Annotated in this window: 21 protein-coding genes; 13 read left to right on the forward strand and 8 right to left on the reverse strand. The window is 49.9% G+C overall.

Annotated features, from left to right (window positions below):
• Positions 1–150: 150 nt before the first annotated feature.
• From phoB to ACI0FR_RS01890, 7 genes are all read right to left on the reverse strand, one after another.
• On the reverse strand, positions 151–837 hold the full coding sequence (phoB, locus tag ACI0FR_RS01860) for a phosphate regulon transcriptional regulator PhoB (protein ID WP_374828985.1): 687 nt from the start codon (positions 835–837) through the stop codon (positions 151–153).
• Positions 838–1,017: 180 nt separating this feature from the next.
• Positions 1,018–1,740 (reverse strand): phosphate signaling complex protein PhoU, encoded by a 723-nt coding sequence (phoU, locus tag ACI0FR_RS01865; protein WP_374828986.1) that lies wholly within the window; start codon positions 1,738–1,740, stop codon positions 1,018–1,020.
• 35 nt (positions 1,741–1,775) lie between these two features.
• Positions 1,776–2,549 (reverse strand): phosphate ABC transporter ATP-binding protein PstB, encoded by a 774-nt coding sequence (gene pstB / locus ACI0FR_RS01870; RefSeq protein ID WP_374830414.1) that lies wholly within the window; start codon positions 2,547–2,549, stop codon positions 1,776–1,778.
• 62 nt (positions 2,550–2,611) lie between these two features.
• On the reverse strand, positions 2,612–3,940 hold the full coding sequence (pstA, locus tag ACI0FR_RS01875) for a phosphate ABC transporter permease PstA (RefSeq protein WP_404907179.1): 1,329 nt from the start codon (positions 3,938–3,940) through the stop codon (positions 2,612–2,614).
• Positions 3,940–5,403 carry a phosphate ABC transporter permease subunit PstC gene (gene pstC, locus ACI0FR_RS01880; protein ID WP_374828988.1) on the reverse strand — a complete coding sequence of 488 codons (1,464 nt, stop codon included), beginning with the start codon at positions 5,401–5,403 and terminating at the stop codon, positions 3,940–3,942. Before pstC ends, pstA begins: the two co-directional genes overlap by 1 nt.
• 136 nt (positions 5,404–5,539) lie before the next feature.
• Entirely contained in the window at positions 5,540–6,586 is a 1,047-nt protein-coding gene (locus tag ACI0FR_RS01885) for a PstS family phosphate ABC transporter substrate-binding protein (RefSeq protein ID WP_404907181.1), read from the reverse strand.
• A gap of 148 nt (positions 6,587–6,734) precedes the next feature.
• Positions 6,735–7,103, reverse strand: a complete 369-nt coding sequence (locus tag ACI0FR_RS01890) for a YbaN family protein (protein WP_374830416.1) — start codon at positions 7,101–7,103, stop codon at positions 6,735–6,737.
• 702 nt (positions 7,104–7,805) lie between these two features.
• Between ACI0FR_RS01890 and ACI0FR_RS01895 the strand changes: the two genes are divergently transcribed.
• Positions 7,806–8,171: a septal ring lytic transglycosylase RlpA family protein gene (locus ACI0FR_RS01895; RefSeq protein WP_404907183.1), complete on the forward strand. Its 366-nt coding sequence runs from the start codon at positions 7,806–7,808 to the stop codon at positions 8,169–8,171.
• A gap of 15 nt (positions 8,172–8,186) precedes the next feature.
• On the opposite strand, the gene dps is transcribed toward ACI0FR_RS01895, so the two are convergent.
• Positions 8,187–8,678, reverse strand: a complete 492-nt coding sequence (gene dps, locus ACI0FR_RS01900) for a DNA starvation/stationary phase protection protein Dps (protein WP_374828991.1) — start codon at positions 8,676–8,678, stop codon at positions 8,187–8,189.
• A 205-nt stretch (positions 8,679–8,883) separates the two neighbouring features.
• On the opposite strand from dps, the gene tsaB reads away from it, so the two are divergent.
• The 12 genes from tsaB to rimP all read left to right on the forward strand — a co-directional run bounded on the left by tsaB (position 8,884) and on the right by rimP (position 20,568).
• Complete coding sequence (gene tsaB / locus ACI0FR_RS01905; protein ID WP_374828992.1) at positions 8,884–9,588, forward strand: tRNA (adenosine(37)-N6)-threonylcarbamoyltransferase complex dimerization subunit type 1 TsaB; 705 nt, start codon at positions 8,884–8,886, stop codon at positions 9,586–9,588.
• A 57-nt stretch (positions 9,589–9,645) separates the two neighbouring features.
• Positions 9,646–10,149, forward strand: coding sequence for a GNAT family N-acetyltransferase (locus ACI0FR_RS01910; protein WP_374830418.1), 504 nt, complete (start codon positions 9,646–9,648; stop codon positions 10,147–10,149).
• Entirely contained in the window at positions 10,146–10,949 is an 804-nt protein-coding gene (olsA, locus tag ACI0FR_RS01915) for a lyso-ornithine lipid O-acyltransferase (protein WP_404907185.1), read from the forward strand. Before ACI0FR_RS01910 ends, olsA begins: the two co-directional genes overlap by 4 nt.
• A gap of 59 nt (positions 10,950–11,008) precedes the next feature.
• Positions 11,009–12,418: a tRNA (N6-isopentenyl adenosine(37)-C2)-methylthiotransferase MiaB gene (gene miaB / locus ACI0FR_RS01920; protein WP_374828994.1), complete on the forward strand. Its 1,410-nt coding sequence runs from the start codon at positions 11,009–11,011 to the stop codon at positions 12,416–12,418.
• A 60-nt stretch (positions 12,419–12,478) separates the two neighbouring features.
• Entirely contained in the window at positions 12,479–13,543 is a 1,065-nt protein-coding gene (locus ACI0FR_RS01925; RefSeq protein WP_374828995.1) for a PhoH family protein, read from the forward strand.
• 152 nt (positions 13,544–13,695) lie between these two features.
• Positions 13,696–14,190: an rRNA maturation RNase YbeY gene (ybeY, locus tag ACI0FR_RS01930; RefSeq protein WP_404907360.1), complete on the forward strand. Its 495-nt coding sequence runs from the start codon at positions 13,696–13,698 to the stop codon at positions 14,188–14,190.
• Positions 14,191–14,192: 2 nt separating this feature from the next.
• Complete coding sequence (locus tag ACI0FR_RS01935; protein WP_404907187.1) at positions 14,193–15,275, forward strand: hemolysin family protein; 1,083 nt, start codon at positions 14,193–14,195, stop codon at positions 15,273–15,275.
• 79 nt (positions 15,276–15,354) lie between these two features.
• A complete protein-coding gene (gene lnt, locus ACI0FR_RS01940; protein ID WP_404907188.1) occupies positions 15,355–16,941 on the forward strand; it encodes an apolipoprotein N-acyltransferase in 1,587 nt (528 codons plus the stop codon).
• A 160-nt stretch (positions 16,942–17,101) separates the two neighbouring features.
• Entirely contained in the window at positions 17,102–17,512 is a 411-nt protein-coding gene (locus ACI0FR_RS01945) for a helix-turn-helix domain-containing protein (protein WP_374828998.1), read from the forward strand.
• A gap of 209 nt (positions 17,513–17,721) precedes the next feature.
• Positions 17,722–18,987, forward strand: a complete 1,266-nt coding sequence (metK, locus tag ACI0FR_RS01950; RefSeq protein ID WP_404907190.1) for a methionine adenosyltransferase — start codon at positions 17,722–17,724, stop codon at positions 18,985–18,987.
• 30 nt (positions 18,988–19,017) lie between these two features.
• On the forward strand, positions 19,018–19,719 hold the full coding sequence (gene trmB, locus ACI0FR_RS01955) for a tRNA (guanosine(46)-N7)-methyltransferase TrmB (RefSeq protein WP_404907192.1): 702 nt from the start codon (positions 19,018–19,020) through the stop codon (positions 19,717–19,719).
• 165 nt (positions 19,720–19,884) lie between these two features.
• The gene (gene rimP, locus ACI0FR_RS01960; protein WP_404907194.1) at positions 19,885–20,568 is read left to right on the forward strand and encodes a ribosome maturation factor RimP; all 684 of its coding nucleotides are present in this window, start codon (positions 19,885–19,887) and stop codon (positions 20,566–20,568) included.

The following is a 20,568-nucleotide window of genomic DNA, read 5'->3' on the forward strand; positions in this document are numbered from 1 at the left end:
TTTCGGGATAAAGACATGCGCTTAGAAAAACTGTGCGCCTTTCAACATTAACCGAATGAATAGCCTGCACCGCGCACGCATGTCTCCCGAAAGTGGTTACCGGTTTCGGGATAAAGACATGCGCTTAGAAAAACTGTGCGCCTTTCAACATTAACCGAATGAATAGCCTGCACCGCGCACAGTGCGGATAGGGTCGGTTGAACCATTCGGATTGATGGCTTTTCGCAGGCGTCCGATATGTACATCCACGGTGCGGTCATCAACGTAAATGTCTGCGCCCCAGACACCATCCAGCAATTGGCTGCGGGAGAATACGCGTCCCGGTGCCATCATGAAATATTCAAGCAGACGATATTCGGTCGGGCCCAGATGCACTTCCTTGTCTTTGCGATAGACGCGGTGCTGCTGACGGTCGAGAATGAGATCACCGACTTTTAGCACATGCGAGAGCAAGCTTGGATTGGCACGGCGCAGCATGGCTTTGACACGGGCAATCAGTTCCGGTGTGGAGAAAGGTTTTACGACATAGTCATCGGCACCAACCGCCAAGCCGCGCACGCGCTCGCTTTCCTCGCCACGCGCAGTCAGCATGATAATCGGCAGACGTTCGGTCTCGGCGCGCTGGCGTAAACGACGGCACAGTTCAATGCCGGAGACACCCGGCAGCATCCAGTCCAAAATCAACATGTCGGGTACATCTTCGCGTAAAGCAATTTCTGCTTCATCACCGCGCATGATGGTTGTGACCTGATAGCCTTCAGCTTCGAGATTATAGCGCAGCAATACACTCAGCGCTTCTTCATCTTCCACGACGGCAATTTTGGGGGCATGTGACATTACAAGGTTCCTTCAGTCAATTGGCGCAAAAGTCAGGAGAGGCGGTGAAAAAAATATTATGCATGCCTGAAATTGCGACAAAACAAGGGTGCAGAGCGGGAGCGCCGCTCTTGAAAGCTGCATATTAAACCGTTGGCGGACATAAGTTTTTATCAAAATTTTGTCCGCCTTTCCGGTCATTTAAGGTTTGCGGGCTTCAGCCACGATGATATCGTGGCTGAGGTCTTCTTTCGGCCGTTCAGCCGGCATTTGCTGGCCGGTAACGATGTAGTAAACCGTCTCGGCAATATTGGTGGCGTGATCGCCGATGCGTTCAATGTTTTTCGCACTGAAAAGCAAATGGGTGCAGGAGGAAATATTGCGCGGATCTTCCATCATATAGGTGAGAAGCTCACGGAAAATCGAGGTGTACATGGCGTCGATTTCATCGTCGCGGTCACGCACAATATTGATCTGTGCCACCGAGCGGGTGGCATAGGCATCAAGCACTTCTTTCAGCTGGGTGAGTGCCAGCTCGGCCAGGGTTTCAAGGCCGCGATAAAGCTTGACGGATTGGCGGGTGTCGGAAACAGCCGCAACGCGCTTGGCAATGTTTTTTCCCAGGTCGCCCACGCGTTCCAGATCGGCAGAAATACGGATGGCGCCGATAATTTCACGCAAGTCAATCGCCATGGGCTGGCGCTTGGCAATGATGGTGATGGCCTTGTCGTCGATCTCGCGTTCTGCTGCATCAAGAAACAGATCATCGGCAATCACGCGTTGTGCCAGCTCATTGTCGGCATTGACGATTGCGGCAATGGATTGCTCGACCATACGCTCGGCATGGCCGCCCATTTCGGCAATCTTATGGGCCAAGAACTTCAGTTCTTCATCATAAGAGCGGACAGTGTGTTTTATAGGCATGAAAAAACCTCTTAAAAAAATATCGGTAACCACAATCAGCCGAAGCGGCCGGTGATGTAGTCCTGTGTCCGTTTTTCTTTTGGTGCGGTGAAGATCGCTTCGGTTTCACCTTCCTCGACAATATTGCCTAGGTGGAAGAAGGCAGTTTTTTGCGAAACACGCGCGGCTTGCTGCATGGAGTGCGTGACGATTGCAATGGTGTAATTCTGGCGTAATTCGTCAATCAGCTCTTCGATCTTGGCCGTAGCAATCGGATCAAGCGCCGAGCATGGTTCGTCCATCAGGATAACTTCAGGGCTCACTGCAATGGCACGCGCGATGCAAAGGCGCTGCTGCTGACCACCGGAAAGACCAGTGCCTGCATCATGAAGACGGTCTTTCACTTCTTCATAAAGGCTGGCCTTTTTCAGGCTGGTAATAACGGTTTCTTCCAAGTCAGTGCGGTCTTTGGCAAGGCCGTGGATACGCGGGCCGTAAGCCACATTGTCGAAGATGGATTTCGGAAACGGGTTTGGCTTCTGAAATACCATGCCGACACGGGCGCGCAGTTCCACCACGTCGATTTTCGGATCATAAATATCCTCGTTATCAAGGGTGATTTTGCCCTCGACGCGGCAGCCTTCAATCGTATCATTCATACGGTTGAGCGAGCGCAGGAAGGTGGACTTGCCACAACCTGAAGGGCCGATCAGGGCGGTCACCATCTTTTCAGGAATATCGAGATCAACTTCAAACAGCGCTTGTTTGGCGCCATAAAATACGCTGACTTTTTCACCGCGCATTTTGGTTGGTTGGGCGCTGAGGTTCATTTTAACTCCCGGTAGGTTGTCCTGAGGATAGTCTGCTACAGTATTCATCGTTAAGGCTCCGCTTACCAACGGCGCTCGAAGCGACGGCGCAGGATGATGGCAGCAATGTTCATAATGGCCAAGAATGCCAGAAGTACAATGATGGCACCGGATGTACGTTCCACGAAAGCACGCTCGGCTTCATTTGCCCACATGAAGATTTGAACCGGCAGAGCTGTGGCAGGTTCAAGCGGTGTGGTTGGAACATTTGCAACGAAAGCAACCATTCCGATAAGAAGCAGCGGTGCAGTTTCACCTAAAGCCTGCGCCAGACCGATAATGGTGCCAGTGAGGATGCCCGGTGCTGCAAGCGGCAGCACATGGTGGAACACCATTTGGGTTTTAGAAGCGCCCAGCCCCAATGCCGCATCGCGGATGGAAGGCGGCACGGCGCGCAGTGCTGCACGGGTGGCAATAATGATGGTTGGCAGTGTCATCAGCGAGAGCACCAAGCCCCCGACCAGTGAGGCGGAACGCGGCAGGCCGAAAAGATTGATGAAAACCGCCAGCCCCAACAGACCAAATACAATGGAGGGAACAGCCGCCAGATTATTGATGTTGACTTCGATCAGATCTGTGAAGCGATTTTTTTTGGCAAACTCTTCCAGATAAATAGAAGCAGCAACGCCGACCGGCAATGCAATGCCAAGCACGATCAACATCATATAAAGCGAACCTACAAAAGCGACACCAAGACCGGATGTTTCAGGGCGGCTTGAAGCACCATAGGTAAAGAGGCCAGTGTTGAAGCTCTGTCCCATCACGCCTTCTTTTGAAAGCTTGTGCATCCAGTCAACTTGACGGTCAGTAACTTTGCGGTTTGCTTCCGGTACGTTCAAATCAATCTGGCCTTTGAAGGCTGAATCAATATCGGCGCTGGCAAGGAAATTGATATTCTGTGTGGTGCCGATAAGCGACGGATTATCCATCACCATTTGGCGCAGCTGAATGCGAACACCATTGGAATAAAACTTACCCAATTCACGCATAGTCGCTTTGTCATCTGTCTGCACCTGCAAATGATGAGCCAAAGCATTACGCACCAGCAACGGGTAATTTGCTGTGATCAGCACATTCGGATCTTCAGCGCGTTTATGGCTTGGGTCGATTACTTTTTCTTCGAGCAGCACCGGAATGCTGACCGTGGTTTGCCAAAAAGCGGTGTAGCCTTTGGAAAAAACCGTAAATAGCAAGGCGCAGAGAAAAAACACACCGACGCAGATTGCCAATATACCATAAAGGCGGAAGCGGCGTTCAGCAGCATAGCGGCGCTTGATGCCGATATCACGGCGCGCTGGTTTTGCATTCATCGGGGCACCTGTTGAATTTGAAGAAAGGCTCATATCACTCATCAGTCGTACTGCTCCCGATATTTGCGAACGATATAGAGCGCAAAAATATTCATGATCAGCGTCAGGAAGAACAAGGTGATGCCAAGGGCAAAGGCTACCAAGGTCTGCGGTGAGTTGAACTCAAGGTCACCGGTCAGCTGATTGACGATTTTAACGGTAATGGTGGTCATGGCTTCAAACGGGTTGAGCGTCAGATTGGCGGCAACACCGGCAGCCAGCACCACAATCATTGTTTCACCAATTGCACGCGAAGCGGTGAGAAGCAGCGCACCGACAATGCCCGGTAGGGCAGCAGGAAGCACCACTTTTTTAATGGTTTCCGATTGGGTCGCACCAAGCCCGAGCGAACCGTCACGCATCGCATTGGGCACTGCCGTGATGATGTCGTCGGAGAGCGAAGACACAAACGGGATCAGCATGACGCCCATCACCAGACCAGCGGTCAACACGCTCTGCGCCATGATAAAGCCTTGGCCGCCTGCAATGGCGATGCTGAGATCGCGCAGGAACGGGCCAACGGTTACCATGGCAAAAAAGCCGTAAACAATGGTCGGGATACCGGCAAGAAGCTCCAGCACCGGTTTGACGACACTGCGTAGCTTTGGCGAGGCATATTCCGCCATATAAACAGCGGAGAACAGGCCGACAGGTACAGCAAACAGCATGGCAACAAAGGCGATATAAAGTGTGCCGGCCAAAAGCGGGATAAGGCCGAACTGACCAACCGCACCATCAGAACCGGCAGCTGCAAAGCGCGGATCCCATACGGTGCCGAAGAAGAAGTTGGAGAAAGAAACAGACTGGAAGAAAGTGATTGTCTGGAACAGCATCGAGAAAATAATGCCGATAGTGGTGAGGATCGCGATACCCGATGCAGCGATCAGTCCCCAAAGCACGATTCTTTCAACATTATTGCGCGCACGTGTGCGCACTTTGATAGAAGACAGGCCAAAAATCACACCGGCAAGGGCCAGCACAATGCTGATGGCGGTGCCGGTTTTTTGTGCCAGCGAAGATGCCTTTGTCCAATATTGGGCGATCGGCACCATGAAATCCTGACCTTCAGTGGCAAGCGCAATACCCTTATTGCTCATATATTCACGCGCCATCTGATAATTTGTCGGCAGAGCGTCTCTTTCCTGAAGGGGAAGGCGCTCGATACCTTTGGCAAGGCCGCGTACCATGCTCAAATTGAGATTATTGTTGGTGGTGGAAACTTCTGAAAGCTGCGACGTCGCATTATGCTCGATATAAACCGAGGAACCGATCATCCATACGATCAGAAACAAAGTTGCTGGCAGGGCGGAAACCAAAAACACCCACCAGCCGTGATAATGAGGCCGTGAGTGCATTTTTTCGTTTTGGGGCACGGATTTATATTGTGAAAGCGCTTTCTGACGCCCCATAAAAAATCCAGCCAGACCAATCAGTATGACTGTGAATAAAACCAGTAAGGCGGACATTCAATTTCCTTAAAGCGCGCTACATAAACTTTAGTGAAAATGCTTAGGCGATTGTGCTTATGCGGTGGAAAAACCGCAAAGCTTTCATGGAATGAATGCGACAGGCATTTGCCTGTCGCATTCAATTGTTTTTGTCTTATTTGGCAGCCATAACCTTGCCAGCGGCAAAGTCGGCGCGCTGTGCTTCACGTTCTGCTTCCGGAGCAGGAACCAGACCATATTCAGCCAGCGGGCTGTCCGGGCCAACCATCTGTTCGGACAAGAAGAAATCTACATATTCTTTCAAGCCGGGGATCACGCCGAGGTGTGCTTTCTTCACGTAGAAGAACAGCGGGCGGGATACTGGATAGTCGCCTGAAGCAACAGTTTCTGCTGAAGGCACAACATCGTTGACAGTTGCTACACGCAGCTTGTCAGCATTGTTTTCGTAGAAATAAAGGCCGAAAACGCCAACGCCTGTTTTGTTGCTGTCGATGCGGGCAAGAGTTTCGCTGTAGTCACCGTCGATATCAACGGCTTTGCCGTCTTTACGAACTGCAATACAAGCGGAAGCTGCTGCTTTGTCATCAAGGCCGGTTGCTTTGATGACCTCAAGAGCACCGGATTCTTTACAACCTTCGGTCAGAACTTTTTCTTCGAAAACTTCACGGGTACCGTGCTTTTCACCAGGGATATAAGCCGCAATGTCCCAATCCGGCAGAGCGGAGTTAACCTGATTCCATTTGGTGTTTGGATTGTCTACAAGCTTGCCGTCTACAATCACTTTGGCAGCAAGTGCCTGATAAAGATCAACCGGCTTCAACTTCCATTCAGGGCCTTTTGCATCGGTAGCAAAGACAATGCCGTCATAACCGAATTGAACTTCCTGAACATCTTTAACACCTGCATCGATGCAGGATTTCAGTTCGGAGTCCTTCAATCCACGCGATGCATTGGCGATATCGATTGTGTTTTCACCAACACCTTTACAGAATTCTTTAATACCTGCACCCGAACCGCCGGATTCAATCACCGGAGTTTTGAAGTCAGGATATGTTTCGCCGAAAGTTTCAGCGACGATTTTTGCATATGGCAGAACGGTTGAAGAACCAGCGACCTGAAGCTGGTCGCGAGCGGATGCTGCGGAAACCGACATGACAGCCGCAATAGCAAGTGCAGCGGTTGTGGAAATCAACGTGTTCATAGGAGTAGCTCCAGTTGGTAAAGACAATGACGTTTAATGTCACTAACCGTCTAGGCGCTGTTTATTACAGTCATATGACAGTAATATTACAGCTTCATGTCATATGAACTTTATCAAAAAATATCGGGTAATTTTTTAAGGATTAGCTTCAGCCGTTGGGACGGCTGACAACATAAATGGCGCTTGCCAGCATGAAAATTGCAACACCTAATCCCAGCCACAGGCCGGGGCGAGCACCCCACCAAAAGATGGCATAGCCCGCAGCCATGCCGCCACAGGCAAAAAATTTGGCTTTGACCGGCACTGCACCTTTATCACGCCATTTAATCAGCATGGGTCCGAATTGCGGATTTGCCAAAAGCTTGGCTTCCAATGCCGGAGAAGAGCGACTGAAAAACCATGCTGCCAGAATAATAAAGATTGTAGTCGGCATGACGGGCAAAAAGGCACCGATAATACCAAGCGCCAGCATCAGAAACCCGAGCAGTAGATAAATGATGCGCTGCGCTTTAGACAAAACATTGTCGTCAGGTTTTTGTTGTTCCTGTGCGACGCTATCTACAGGTTCTGCCTGATCATGAGCTGTTTGTTGGTCTTTCACGTTTTCGGGGTGCGGTTTGCTCACTGCTTATCTTTCAGATGCCTTCAAGGGTCATGATTTGATAGCTGTTTATGCATGGAATCGCCAGTAGGCAAAACACCGGGATGTTGAAAACTAGTGTCAATAAGTAAACTTTACGCGATCACAAACTATTTCACTGTGTTATTTACAGCGCTGAAGCCTTGAAATTTGCCGCAAAAAAGACACAAATCTTAACTGCGGTGAAACGGCTGATAACTTGGCTCGTCAATAAAAAACATTTGCATCGTGAAGCCGCTTTTACTTTATGCAATGAAAAATCCGCAGAGCACTTTCAAGAAGCCGATGTTAACGAATTATTCTGATGGTAAACATACGAATAACATATTTTATGATTGATTCATGTGAATATAATCAAGTTATTTCAAATTTATACTGAAATATAAAAAGTAATTATCCGATCAATGGGATGATTTTCCTTTTAACTATAGATTCAAAATGCCTTAAATCATCTTTATTTCGTCCACTTGAGTGCCACATTTACCCGCCAATCGGACATTGTTTTTAAAGTCTGCCTTTTATTTCTTTAAAAAGTGCGGCGTTGAAAATATTAATGTGCAATTGTGGATGCTTGAAACAATGAAAAAATATGTGGCTTTATTGACTGTTGGAATGGCTTTTGCATTTTCAGCCAATGCGGCTTTGGCATCAGCCGGACAATGCGGCGGTGCTTCATGGTATGCGCTGACATCCAAGACAGCATCTGGCGAGCGGATGAATCCGGCCGGTATGACTGCGGCACATCGAACATTGCCACTGGGTACGAAAGTGAAGGTAACCAATCAGGCCAACGGCAAGTCACTGATAGTGCGGATAAACGATCGCGGCCCTTTCATCAAAGGCCGCGTGTTGGATTTATCTAAAGGTGCGGCAAGCCGTATGGGCTTTATCAATGCCGGTCATACAAAAGTGTGCATTACACCGGTTGCCGCGAAAAAGGGCTAATAGCTTTTTAAAGCTTTAGTTCTTTTCCTGCAGGTGCGCTTCGAGGAACCACAGGGATTTGTCGAGATCACGCGACGCAGCGGTGAGAACATCGGCTGAAGTTTCATCACCTGCCTCATCGGCCTCTTTGATTGACTGACGCACCAGATTGGCGACTGCAGCGTAGCGGTCGATCAGCGCATTCAGGTGATCATGAATATTATAAATATCGGTCGGATATGGCTTGAGGTTAGTGTCGTTGCCAACGGTCTGCACAGTTCCCATCGCGGTGCCGCCTAATTGCACAACACGCTCGGCGATAGTGTCGGTATGCTCATCCAGACTATCGCGGAAACCATCCAGCATTTCATGCACAGCGATAAATTGCAGACCTTTAAGATTCCAGTGTGCCTGCTTGGTTGCCAGTGACAGATCCAGCGTTGCCGCCAGATTTTGATTAAGCAGAGAAATAACCGTTGCTTTGGCATTGGATGGCAGATCGTTACGTGTGTTATGGGTTTTAGCCATTATATCCTCGCTTGCTTTACAAATTATCATTGTCAATGACTCATGCCTTTGGGAGCCCGCCAGAGCCACATCTCTTAAACTAAACGCTGTTAATGACAGTTGGTTCCCTCTCCATAACAGGTTTATATATAATATAGTGTTTTTGAACGCAGAAAAAAGATGCAGAAGCTTGCCGGAACACAATATCTGTTTTACCTGATAGATCATGAAAATACTTGCTCTTGATACTGCGGCTTCTTTTTGTGCCGCCGCCCTTTATGACAGTGAAAAAGCTTTAGTGCTGGCACAGCGCCGTGAAAATATCGGAAAAGGCCATGCCGAAGTGCTGATGGCCTATGTGCAAGACGTGCTGGAAGAGGCAAGACTGGATTTTCATCAGATTGATCGCGTGGCGGTCAATGTCGGGCCAGGCTCTTTCACCGGCGTTCGTATTGCAGTTTCTTCGGCACGTGGCTTTGCTTTGGCTTTAAATAGTACCGCCATTGGTGTGACTGCTTTTGAAGCGCTTTGCGCTCAAGCTCATGAGAGCTATGCTAAGCGTCCGGTATTGGTGCTGCTTGATGCGCATCGCGGTGAAATTTTTGCGCAAAGCTTTGACGGCAATGGCGAGCCGGAAACGGAAGCCTTGGCGCTGACATTACAAGAAGCGGTGCAATTATGTGCCGAAAAACCCGATCATGTGCTGACCGGATCGGCTGCACCTGCGGTCACGCAAGCACTTGGGGAGACACATGTGATTGCGCAAACCGAACCAACCGCCGATATTGCTGTTTATGCGCGCATTGCTGCGACAAAACCAATGGGTGAAGCACCAAAGCCGCTTTATTTGCGCGGGCCAGACGCCAAACCGCAGGTTGGCTTTGCTTTACCTCGTAAGTCAGAGGTCAAATCAGAAGAGCAGGCGTCATAGGGGTGGGGCGAAAAACAAACAATGTTCAGCTCGGGCAGCAAGTTATCAGCGAAAAACTTGATGGGGCGCTTGATGGAGCACTTTAATAAAAAAGGCTTTTCAATTGCACCATTGAGGCCGGATGATAGCGCCGCGTTGGAAGATGTACATATGGCCTCTTTCCATCAGGGGTGGACGACAGAAGATTTTCGCGGACTTTTGAGTGAGCCTACAGTGTTTGGTTTTTTGGCGCGCCGGGAAGGAGAGCCCAACAAACTGGCCGGATTTGTGCTGGCGCGTCTGGTGGTGGATGAAGCAGAAATTTTGACCATTGCCGTTGATATCGCTTCACGTAAACTGGGCGCCGGACACGGGCTGATGGATGCAGTTTTGCGTCATTTGCACCATGAGCGTGCGGCAAGTCTGTTTCTGGAAGTCGATAAAAGCAATGTGGCGGCGCAAGCGCTTTATAACCGACTTGGTTTTATCAAAGTGGGTGATCGCCCCAGTTATTATCAGCATGCTGATGGCACTTATGCTTCTGCGCTGATTTTGCGCCGTGATCTGGTGGTTGCCAAATGATTGGTGCTGTCAGAATCCTTTTTGTGCTGGTTGCTTTCATTCTGCTGACCCTGTCGCTGGTGCCGTTTCAGTATATTTTCATGAAGCTCAATCATGTGTTCCAGCGCCGTTTGCCGCGATTTTTCCATCGTTTGGTGGCAAGGTTGTTTGGTTTTCGCGTCAAAACCATCGGTACAATGAGCGAAGACCGGCCGCTGCTTTTAGTGTCGAATCACATTTCATGGAGCGATATTATCGTTCTTTCTACGGTCGGAGAGGTGTCTTTTATCGCTAAATCCGAAGTGCGGTCATGGCCGGTTTTCGGTCATTTGGCATATTTGCAGCGCTCGGTTTTTGTCGAGCGGGCAAAGCGCGGAAGAACCGGCGAACAGGCATCGGAAATTGCTACAAGGCTTGCGGCAGGCGATGTGATGGTACTGTTTCCGGAAGGCACAACGTCGGACGGTAATCGGTTATTGCCGTTTAAAACTGCACTTTTTGGCGCGGCTCATGCAGCCATCCGCGAGGGTGGTGCTGAACATGTGACAGTTCAACCAGTTTCAATTGCTTATACAGGTGTGCATGGTATGGCGATGGGGCGCTATCATCGTCCGATTGCGTCATGGCCGGGGGATGTCGAATTGATGCCACATCTGAAAGGTATCTTGAAAGAAGGTGCTATTGATGTGGAAATCAGTTTCGGTGAACCGATGGTGATTGACGCCAAAACCGACCGCAAGCTTTTAGCCCGTGTGATGGAGGAGAGGGTTCGCTCGCAACTGCAATCCTCGCTCTTAGGGCGCGAAATTAAACCGGGTTGATGGAAATATCGTCGGCCTAACTATTCTCAAACGGCGATAAAAGGTTTAGAAGCCAGCCTATGAGCACTCTTGAAACGATCCCTTCTTTGAACCCGACCCCAGATAATGACGCAAAAACACCTGCCAATACGCGCAAGGTTTTTGTGAAAACCTATGGCTGCCAGATGAATGTCTATGACAGTCAGCGTATGGCCGACAGTCTGGCGGCGGAGGGTTATATTTCAACCGATACGCCGGAAGATGCGGATCTGGTGCTGCTCAATACGTGTCACATTCGTGAGCGCGCTTCCGAAAAGCTTTATTCAGCGCTTGGTCGTTTGCGTAAACTTAAAGATAAAAATGCGGCCAATGGCAAAGAACTGACCATCGGTGTTGCCGGTTGTGTGGCGCAGGCCGAAGGACAGGAAATCCTGCGCCGTGCACCATCCGTTGATCTGGTGATCGGGCCGCAGACCTATCACCGTTTACCGCAGGCACTGGCTAAAGTGCGCGGTGGCGAAAAGGTTGTCGAAACCGAATATGCACTGGAAGACAAATTTGAACATCTGCCAGCACCACAGCGCGAAGTGGTGCGCAAACGCGGTGTCTCCGCTTTCCTGACCGTTCAGGAAGGTTGTGATAAATTCTGCACATTCTGCGTGGTGCCTTATACGCGCGGTTCGGAAGTATCGCGTTCGGTTGCGCAAATTTTGGCCGAGGCTGAAAGGCTTGTGGCTGGTGGTGTGCGCGAAATTACCCTGCTTGGCCAGAATGTGAACGCATGGCACGGGCTTGGCGATGATGGCCGTGAATGGGGCTTTGGCGAACTGCTTTACCGTTTGGCCGATGTGCCGGAGCTTAAGCGTCTTCGTTATACCACCAGCCATCCGCGCGATATGGATGATGCATTGATCAATGCACATCGTGATCTTGATATTTTGATGCCTTATCTGCATCTGCCGGTGCAGGCAGGCTCGGATCGTATTTTGAAAGCGATGAACCGCAAACATAAGGGCGATGATTATCGCCGCCTGATCGAACGTATCCGTGAAGCACGCCCTGATATGGCGCTGTCAGGTGACTTTATTGTCGGCTTCCCTGGTGAAACAGATCAGGATTTTGAAGATACAATGCAGCTGGTGCGTGATGTAAATTATGCGCAGGCCTATTCTTTCAAATATTCCAGTCGCCCGGGAACGCCGGGCGCAGATTTGCCCGATCATGTGGATGAAGCGGTCAAAGACGAACGTTTGCAGCGCTTGCAGGCTTTGCTTAATGAGCAGCAATATGCGTTTCAGGATAGTCTGGTTGGTAAAAAAACCAGCGTGCTGATTGAAAAGCCGGGACGTGAGGAACAGCAAATGGTTGGTCGATCACCGTGGTTGCTGCCGGTTATTCTTGATAATAATCACGACCAGATCGGTGATATTATCAATGTTGAAATCATTTCCACAGGAACCAATAGTTTGGTTGCGAAAAAACTGTCTTAAAGGCATGATAAGAGCATCATATAGTTTCGCGGGTGTTTTTCATTCGATGGGGGGAGCCGGTTGAGCGCTACAGAACAGCTGAAGACCGATAAGAGTAAGACTGAAACACAGAACAAATTATCTAATGGCGCTTCGGATATGGCGCATATTGTGCTGACTTTTGACAATAATCGTCACGCCATTGCGCTTTACGGGCAGTTTGATGAAAATCTGGCGCGCATCGAGCAGAAGCTCGGCGTTGATGTCCGCTCCAAAGGCAATGAGCTGACGATTCGCGGCACGCCTTCAGCGACCGAACAGGCGCGTCGCGCATTGGATGAGCTTTACGGCTTTTTACAAAAAGGACGTGAGATCACGCTTTCCGATGTTGATGGTGCTTTGCGTATGGCCGGAAATATAACCACGACTGCGGAGGGGCAGTTGCCGCTTCCTACGATGGAAAACAAAGGCAAATTAGCCTCTGCGCAAATTTCCACCCGCAAGAAAACTATTTTTGCCCGCACGCCGACGCAAGATGCCTATATGCGCGCTCTTGACCGCTCCGAACTGGTTTTTGGTGTCGGCCCTGCCGGAACCGGTAAAACCTATCTGGCGGTTGCTCATGCTGCGATGCTGTTGGAGCGCGGACTGGTCGAGCGCATTATTTTGTCGCGCCCGGCGGTGGAAGCAGGCGAACGCTTGGGCTTTTTGCCGGGTGACATGAAAGAGAAGGTCGATCCTTATCTGCGACCGCTTTATGATGCGCTTTATGATATGATGCCTGCCGATAAAGTGGAGCGCGCTTTAACTGCGGGTGTGATTGAAATTGCGCCGCTTGCCTTCATGCGCGGACGTACCCTTGCTCATGCTGCGGTTATTCTGGATGAGGCGCAAAATACGACCTCTATGCAGATGAAGATGTTTCTCACGCGTTTGGGTGAGGGATCACGCATGATTGTGACCGGTGATCCAAGCCAGATTGACTTGCCGCCCGGTCAGAAATCCGGCCTTGTCGAAGCCTTGCGTATTCTGGACAATGTCGATGGTGTTGTGACCGTCCGCTTCACTCAAAAAGACGTGGTGCGCCATGCACTGGTGGCGGCTATTGTTGAAGCCTATGACAATGATGGAAGATCGGCTGGCTGAACTGGCACAAAAATAAGGTGCGAGCCTTGTATTTTGCGGTGAGCGCTATGATCTATCCATGTTTATATGCTATTTAATACGACTTTAGAGTTTGTAAGAGAAAGGACTATGCGTCAGCCGGCTTCTTGATAGCCGCAACTGCCGTTTTAAAAGTGATCGACATCGATATATTGATAGAGGCGGAAGGCTGGCCCGAAGAGGACGCCTTACTCCAGGTGGCGCAAAAAGCGGTTGATACCGCATGGAAAAGCCTTTTTACCGATGACGGGCAAAGTGAGTTAAGTCTCGTTTTTACCGATGATGCTTCTATTCAGGAGCTGAATGCGCAGTGGCGCAACAAGGATAAGGCAACCAATGTTTTGTCTTTTCCGGCCTTTCCGGTTAAAGCGGGTGCAAAACCCGGGCCGATGCTCGGCGATATTGTCATCGCGCGCGAAACAGTGATGCGCGAAGCGCAGGAAGAAGATAAACTTTTTGAGCATCATTTGAACCATATGATTGTGCACGGTTTCCTGCATCTTTTAGGCTATGACCATGAAGATGACCTTGACGCTGAAATCATGGAACAATGGGAGCGCGATATTTTGGCCGCCCTTGCTATTCCCGATCCATATTCACAAACCCTTTCACCTAACAAAGCCGGTTGACCATGTCTGATCAAACTAGTGTTCCCCCCTCGGGCGATGTCCCGCAAAATACTGATCCGGAGGGGCAGAGTACGCACAGAGTCTCTCCAACGGAGAAGCGCTCATTCTTAAGCAATTTATTGCCGTTTTTACGCAGTCGCCAAACATCTTCCTTGCGTGAAGATTTGGCTGACGCGCTGTCGGAACAAGACAGTAGCAATACGGTTTTCTCGCCTGAAGAACGGGCGATGCTCAATAATATTTTGCGCCTGCGTGAAATCCGCGTTGAAGATGTGATGATTCCGCGCGCCGATGTGGAAGCGGTGGAAATTTCAACACCACTCGGCGAAGTGCTGGAACAGTTTGAAAAGTCCGGCCATTCACGCATGCCGGTCTATGCCGAAACCCTCGATGATCCGCGCGGTATGATCCATATCCGCGATGTTTTGAATTTTATCACCCGCCAGTCACGCCAAAAATCGAGCCGCCGCAATGGTGCCGCTACGAAAACGGCGGGCACAACACCAACCAAATTTGACATTGGCCGCATTGATCTGACCAAGACCATCGGTGAACTGAATTTGATGCGTAAAGTGTTGTTTGTACCGCCATCCATGCTGGCAAGCGGCCTGATGGCGCGCATGCAGGCAAGTCATATTCAAATGGCGCTGGTCATTGACGAATATGGCGGCACTGATGGTCTGGTGTCGCTGGAAGATATTGTTGAAATGGTCGTCGGTGATATTGAAGACGAGCACGATGACGAAGAAATCATGATCTTGCAGGAAGCTGACGGCATTTTTGTTGTGGATGCCCGTGCAGATCTGGACGAGCTGACGGAGAAAATCGGCCCGTCTTTTGCTGTGGGTGAACATGGCGAAGATGTGGATACGGTTGGCGGTCTGATCTTCTCGGTGCTGGGCCGTATTCCGTCACGCGGCGAAGTGGTGCAGGCTATTCCGGGCTATGAATTCCACGTGCTGGAAGTTGATCCGCGCCGTATTCGCCGGGTGCGGATTATTCCGCTGTCAGCTGCTGATCGCCGTCGTCAGGCGCGCGCTGGTGTGACGACAAAATCCGGCGAAGAACACGTTACCGAACATTAAAAAATAAACAGGCGAAAAGTGCTGTTAAAATACGCTTTTCGCCTGTGTTTGAATTGGAATTGTACTGATCGGGATTTTCATGTTTGCGCAATTGGCTCAAAAAATAACCCTGTCAGGGAAATGGCCACATCGCTTTTTAAGCCTGTTTGCCGGTCTGCTTTTGACACTGGCGCTTCCTCCATATGATTTTCTGCCCGTTGGGTTCATTGCTTTTCCAACTCTGGTCTGGCTGCTTGATCGCCCGGTAAAACACGCCGGAAAAAAAATGTTGCGCGATGCATTGCCAGCCTTTGCCACTGGCTGGTGGTTTGGCTTTGGCTATTTTGTCGGTGGCCTATGGTGGATTGGCGCGGCCCTTCTGGTTGACGCCGAGCAATTTGCATGGGCGCTGCCGCTTGCGGTTGTGGGTTTGCCTGCCTTTTTAGCCCTGTTTTATGGCTTTGCTGCTTACTTGGCGCGGCTCTTTTGGTCTCATGGGGTGGGGCGCATTTTCGCACTCGCCTTTGGTTTTGGTGTTGCCGAATATCTGCGCAGCTTTATTCTGACCGGTTTCCCGTGGAATTCCATCGGCTACACGGCAATGCCGACACCATTATTGATGCAATCGGCCAAGATTGTCGGACTGACGGGCATGAATGCTCTGGCAGTCATGGTTTTTGCCATGCCTGCTTTATTGGTCGGCAAACGCCACAGGTTGGGTGGTATGGTGTTTGGCCTGCTGCTTGTGGTTGCTCATTTGGGCTATGGCGCATGGCAGCTTCACCAGCCGGTAGAAGTGGCGGCAACCAATCCGCATATCCGTATTGTTCAACCATCGATTGCGCAGGATCTCAAATGGGATAATGCCGAGCGGCGCAGTATTTTCGAGCGTCACTTGAGCCTCACCGCGCAAGCGCCACAAGATGGTGCGCTGCGCCCCGATATCATCATCTGGCCGGAAACATCCGTTCCTTACATTTTGACCCAAACCCCTGATGCCTTGGCGCGTATTGCAGACGTGTTGCAGGATGGTCAATTGCTGATGGTAGGTGCGGTGCGTGAGGAAGAGACACCGCAAGGATTGAATTATTATAATTCAATCACCGTGATTAACGATCAGGGCTTTATCATCAGCTCTTTTGACAAAGTGCATTTGGTACCTTTTGGCGAGTATTTGCCGTTGGAAGGCGTTTTGCGTGCGCTTGGCTTGCAAGAAGTTGTGGAAATGCCGGGAGGTTTTAAAGCTGGAAAAAGCCGTCATTCACTGAAAATCGGAGAGAAGCTGGCTATCTTGCCTTTAATTTGCTACGAGGCGATTTTTGGCAATGAGCTTGATTATCAGGGCGAGCGTGCCGGCGCGATTGTCAATGTCACCAATGATGCATGGTATGGCAATACACCGGGGCCTTACCAACATTTTAGACAGGCGCAACTGCGTGCAGTGGAGCAAGGGATGCCGCTGTTGCGTGCTGCCAATAACGGCATCTCGGCGGTCACCGATAGTTATGGCCGAATCATTGCGTCTCTTAACCTCAATGAGGTTGGTGTGGTGGATGCGGTTTTACCGCCGCTGCGGTTGGACGTTGATGACAAGGGATGGGTTTCGCGCCAAACGTGGGCGATGATCTTGCTACTACTTTGTGGTTTATTAGCAATTGTGTATAAAAGAAAATCACAGCGCGATTGACATCGCAATTTTCATCGGTTGTTATAGTTTCATCATGCTGACATTTTGAAATCACATAGCAGCGCAGTCTTTGAAATATCACGTAATTTGAAATCGTATGGTGTTTTGCGGTCGAGTGAAGCACGTACAGGGAAGCTCGCAAATCGCGAGGAGCATTTGAATGGTACAGAATAAAAAGAAGCCCAACCCGATTGATATCCATGTAGGTAGTCGTATTCGTCTGCGTCGGAATATGTTGGGCTTTAGTCAGGAAAAACTGGGTGAAAGCCTCGGCATTACATTCCAGCAGATTCAGAAATATGAAAAAGGCACCAATCGCGTCGGAGCCAGCCGCTTGCAGGCTATTTCTTCCATTCTCAATGTCCCTGTTTCTTTTTTCTTTGAAGATGCACCGGGTTCCGAAACGCAAACCACGGGTTTTGCCGAAGAGAATGACTCAACCTATATCGTCGATTTCATGAATTCCAATGAAGGCGTTCAACTGACACGCGCTTTTACCAAAATTACCGATCCGAAAATTCGCCGCAAGATTATTGATCTGGTCAAGACGCTGGATCCTGACGCGGAATAATCTTTTCCCTCAACAATTCGTGATGAGAAGAGTGTTATCAGCACAATTGCTGTTGACGCTAAAGAACTATGTTGGCAAAGACATAAAAAGTTAAGGTGATTGTTTCGGGTAAGCGCATTTCTTGTGTTTACATCCGAAAAACCACCTTTACTGTGCTGTCTGTCTGAAGCGGAGATCTGGCTCCGCAAGATTTTCTAGAGGGGTTTCCCGTGTCGCGCAGTTCTTATCTTTTTACCAGCGAATCCGTATCTGAGGGTCACCCCGATAAGGTATGTGATCGTATTTCCGACGAAATTGTAGATATGATTTACAAGGAGGCACGCCGTTCCGGTGTTGATCCTTGGACAGTGCGTATCGCTTGTGAAACATTGGCGACGACAAACCGCGTGGTGATCGCCGGTGAAGTGCGCGTGCCTGAAACTTTCCTGAAAAAGGATAAGGACGGTAATGTCATCATAGATGACAATGGAAATCCGGTCATCAATCCGGCTCGTTTCCGCTCCGCCGCCCGTAAAGCCATTCGCGAGATCGGTTATGAGCAGGATGGTTTCCATTGGAAGACCGTCAAAATCGACGTATTGCTGCATTCGCAATCAGCGGATATTGCGCAGGGCGTTGATAATGCGGCCGACCGTCAAGGCGAAGAAGGTGCTGGCGATCAGGGTATCATGTTTGGCTATGCTTGCCGTGAAACGCCTGAACTGATGCCGGCACCAATTTACTACTCACATAAAATTCTTGAGCTTCTTGCTGCTGCCCGTCATAGCGGTGAAGGCGAAGCAGGCAAGCTTGGGCCTGATGCTAAAAGTCAGGTAACTGTGCGTTATGTGAACGGCAAGCCTGCGGAAGTGACGCAGATTGTTCTTTCCACACAGCATCTGGATGCAAGCTGGGATTCAGCCAAGGTTCGCACGGTGGTTGAGCCTTATATTTTGCAAGCGCTGGATGGTTTGCCAATCGCCGATGATTGCGTTTGGTACATCAACCCGACCGGCAAATTTGTCATCGGCGGTCCCGATGGTGATGCAGGCCTCACCGGCCGTAAAATCATTGTCGACACTTATGGTGGTGCGGCGCCGCATGGCGGCGGTGCGTTTTCGGGCAAGGATACCACCAAAGTGGATCGTTCCGCCGCTTATGCTGCCCGCTATCTGGCGAAAAATGTGGTTGCTGCCGGTTTTGCCGATCGCTGCACTATTCAGTTGTCATATGCCATCGGTGTAGCACAGCCTTTGTCTGTCTATGTCGATTTGCATGGCACCGGTAAGGTAGACGAGGCAGCACTTGAAAGCGCTTTGCGTAAAGTTGTCGATCTGTCGCCAACCGGTATCCGCAAACATTTGGATCTGAACAAGCCGATCTATGCCAAGACTGCTGCTTATGGCCATTTTGGCCGCAAGCCTGGTCGTGACGGCTCGTTCTCGTGGGAAAAAACGGATCTGGCCAAAGCGCTTAAAAGTGCGCTTGTTGCTTGATGAAAACATGGCAGCCTGACGGAAATATTTATGTCGGATGAGATGAAAAAATCACGTGCGACCGAGGCATTCTTCGGTCGCCGTCATGGTAAGCCATTGCGCCCGCACCAAAAGATGCTGCGTGAAGGCTTGCTGCCTGAATTGCTGATTGATCTGAACGAACCTGCGCCGCAGGATTTGTGCAGTCTTTTTGCGGCTCCGGTTGAAAATGTCCGGATGGAAATCGGCTTTGGCGGCGGCGAGCATTTGATGCATGAAGCAGGGCGCACACCACAAAGCGGCTTTATTGGTGTCGAGCCTTTCGTCAATGGTATGGCGAAAATGCTGGGCACACTGCACGAAACACCGCTGCAAAATATTCGTCTTTATGATGATGACGCAACGGAAGTGCTGGATTGGCTTCCTGACAATTCATTGGCGGGCATTGATCTTTTCTATCCTGATCCGTGGCATAAAAAACGTCATTGGAAGCGTCGCTTTGTCAGTCAGAAAAATCTGGATCGTTTTGCACGGGTTTTGAAATCCGGCGGACGTTTCCGATTCGCTTCCGATATTGAATCATATGTGAATTGGACATTGCAACATTGCGATTCCCATCAAGCTTTTGAGTGGCAGGCATCGTCTTCGGCGGATTGGAACACACCATATGAAGGTTGGCCGGGCACACGCTATGAAGCCAAGGCTTTCCGCGAGGGGCGTAAGGGGGCTTATCTGACATTTATCCGCAAGTGATAATGTCACAAGCCTATGAATATTGCTGTATCTGAACTGCGTACTTGAAAAGAACAGGAAAAGTCGGTATATTCATTTCAAATTCTTGGTCGATTGAACAAGGGTGGGTCCGGTCGGTCCCGCTCTTTTTTGTTTGATGATACAAATTAAAGGGAATAAACTGGGTTGTCCGAACAATTAGACACTGCACAAACAAACGCTGCTGAAACCGTGGCTGATACACGCATCATTCGTGAAACCGGTGTTGATGCGAAGGTAGCGGCTATTGTCCAGCCTGTTTTGCAGGTGCTTGGTTTTCGGCTGGTGCGTGTTCGCCTGTCCGGCTTGAACGGCGCTACCTTGCAGATTATGGCTGAACGCTTTGACGGCACTATGACGGTTGAAGATTGCGAGCTGATCAGCCGCAACGTATCGCCCGCACTTGATGTGGATGATCCGATCAGCGGTAAATATCATCTGGAAGTTTCTTCTCCTGGTATTGATCGCCCATTGGTTCGCGTATCCGATTTTGCTGATTGGTCGGGTCATATGGCGCGGATTGAAACATCCATGATTATTAATGGCCGCAAGAAGTTTCGTGGTAAAATCACGGCTCATGACGATGAAGGCGTGACGATTGAAAATGATCAGGTCGGTTATGGTCATGAACAGGTCGTAACTATTCCATATGATGTCATTTCTGATGCGCGACTGGTTTTGACGGATGATTTGATTCGTGACGCCCTGCGTAAAGATAAAGATCTTCGTGAGGGACGTATTCCTGGCGACGAATTAAACGATGAGCTGGGTGATGTCACCGGTACTGCTTCAGATGACGCTGACACAAGCGACGTTGGCGAAAAAGATTAA

Source organism: Paenochrobactrum sp. BZR 201-1 (genome assembly GCF_044987585.2).
Lineage (GTDB): Bacteria > Pseudomonadota > Alphaproteobacteria > Rhizobiales > Rhizobiaceae > Paenochrobactrum > Paenochrobactrum pullorum.

What these genes read in the sequence shown, in the direction of transcription:
- pstC (WP_374828988.1), bottom strand. Translation starts at nt 5,403, where the DNA reads ATGTCCGCCTTACTGGTTTTATTCACAGTCATACTGATTGGTCTGGCT.
- pstB (WP_374830414.1), bottom strand. Translation starts at nt 2,549, where the DNA reads ATGAACCTCAGCGCCCAACCAACCAAAATGCGCGGTGAAAAAGTCAGC.
- miaB (WP_374828994.1), top strand. Translation starts at nt 11,009, where the DNA reads ATGAGCACTCTTGAAACGATCCCTTCTTTGAACCCGACCCCAGATAAT.
- phoU (WP_374828986.1), bottom strand. Translation starts at nt 1,740, where the DNA reads ATGCCTATAAAACACACTGTCCGCTCTTATGATGAAGAACTGAAGTTC.
- ACI0FR_RS01895 (WP_404907183.1), top strand. Translation starts at nt 7,806, where the DNA reads ATGAAAAAATATGTGGCTTTATTGACTGTTGGAATGGCTTTTGCATTT.
- tsaB (WP_374828992.1), top strand. Translation starts at nt 8,884, where the DNA reads ATGAAAATACTTGCTCTTGATACTGCGGCTTCTTTTTGTGCCGCCGCC.
- lnt (WP_404907188.1), top strand. Translation starts at nt 15,355, where the DNA reads ATGTTTGCGCAATTGGCTCAAAAAATAACCCTGTCAGGGAAATGGCCA.
- ACI0FR_RS01935 (WP_404907187.1), top strand. Translation starts at nt 14,193, where the DNA reads ATGTCTGATCAAACTAGTGTTCCCCCCTCGGGCGATGTCCCGCAAAAT.
- dps (WP_374828991.1), bottom strand. Translation starts at nt 8,678, where the DNA reads ATGGCTAAAACCCATAACACACGTAACGATCTGCCATCCAATGCCAAA.
- trmB (WP_404907192.1), top strand. Translation starts at nt 19,018, where the DNA reads ATGTCGGATGAGATGAAAAAATCACGTGCGACCGAGGCATTCTTCGGT.
- pstA (WP_404907179.1), bottom strand. Translation starts at nt 3,940, where the DNA reads ATGAGTGATATGAGCCTTTCTTCAAATTCAACAGGTGCCCCGATGAAT.
- olsA (WP_404907185.1), top strand. Translation starts at nt 10,146, where the DNA reads ATGATTGGTGCTGTCAGAATCCTTTTTGTGCTGGTTGCTTTCATTCTG.
- ACI0FR_RS01885 (WP_404907181.1), bottom strand. Translation starts at nt 6,586, where the DNA reads ATGAACACGTTGATTTCCACAACCGCTGCACTTGCTATTGCGGCTGTC.
- ACI0FR_RS01945 (WP_374828998.1), top strand. Translation starts at nt 17,102, where the DNA reads ATGGTACAGAATAAAAAGAAGCCCAACCCGATTGATATCCATGTAGGT.
- phoB (WP_374828985.1), bottom strand. Translation starts at nt 837, where the DNA reads ATGTCACATGCCCCCAAAATTGCCGTCGTGGAAGATGAAGAAGCGCTG.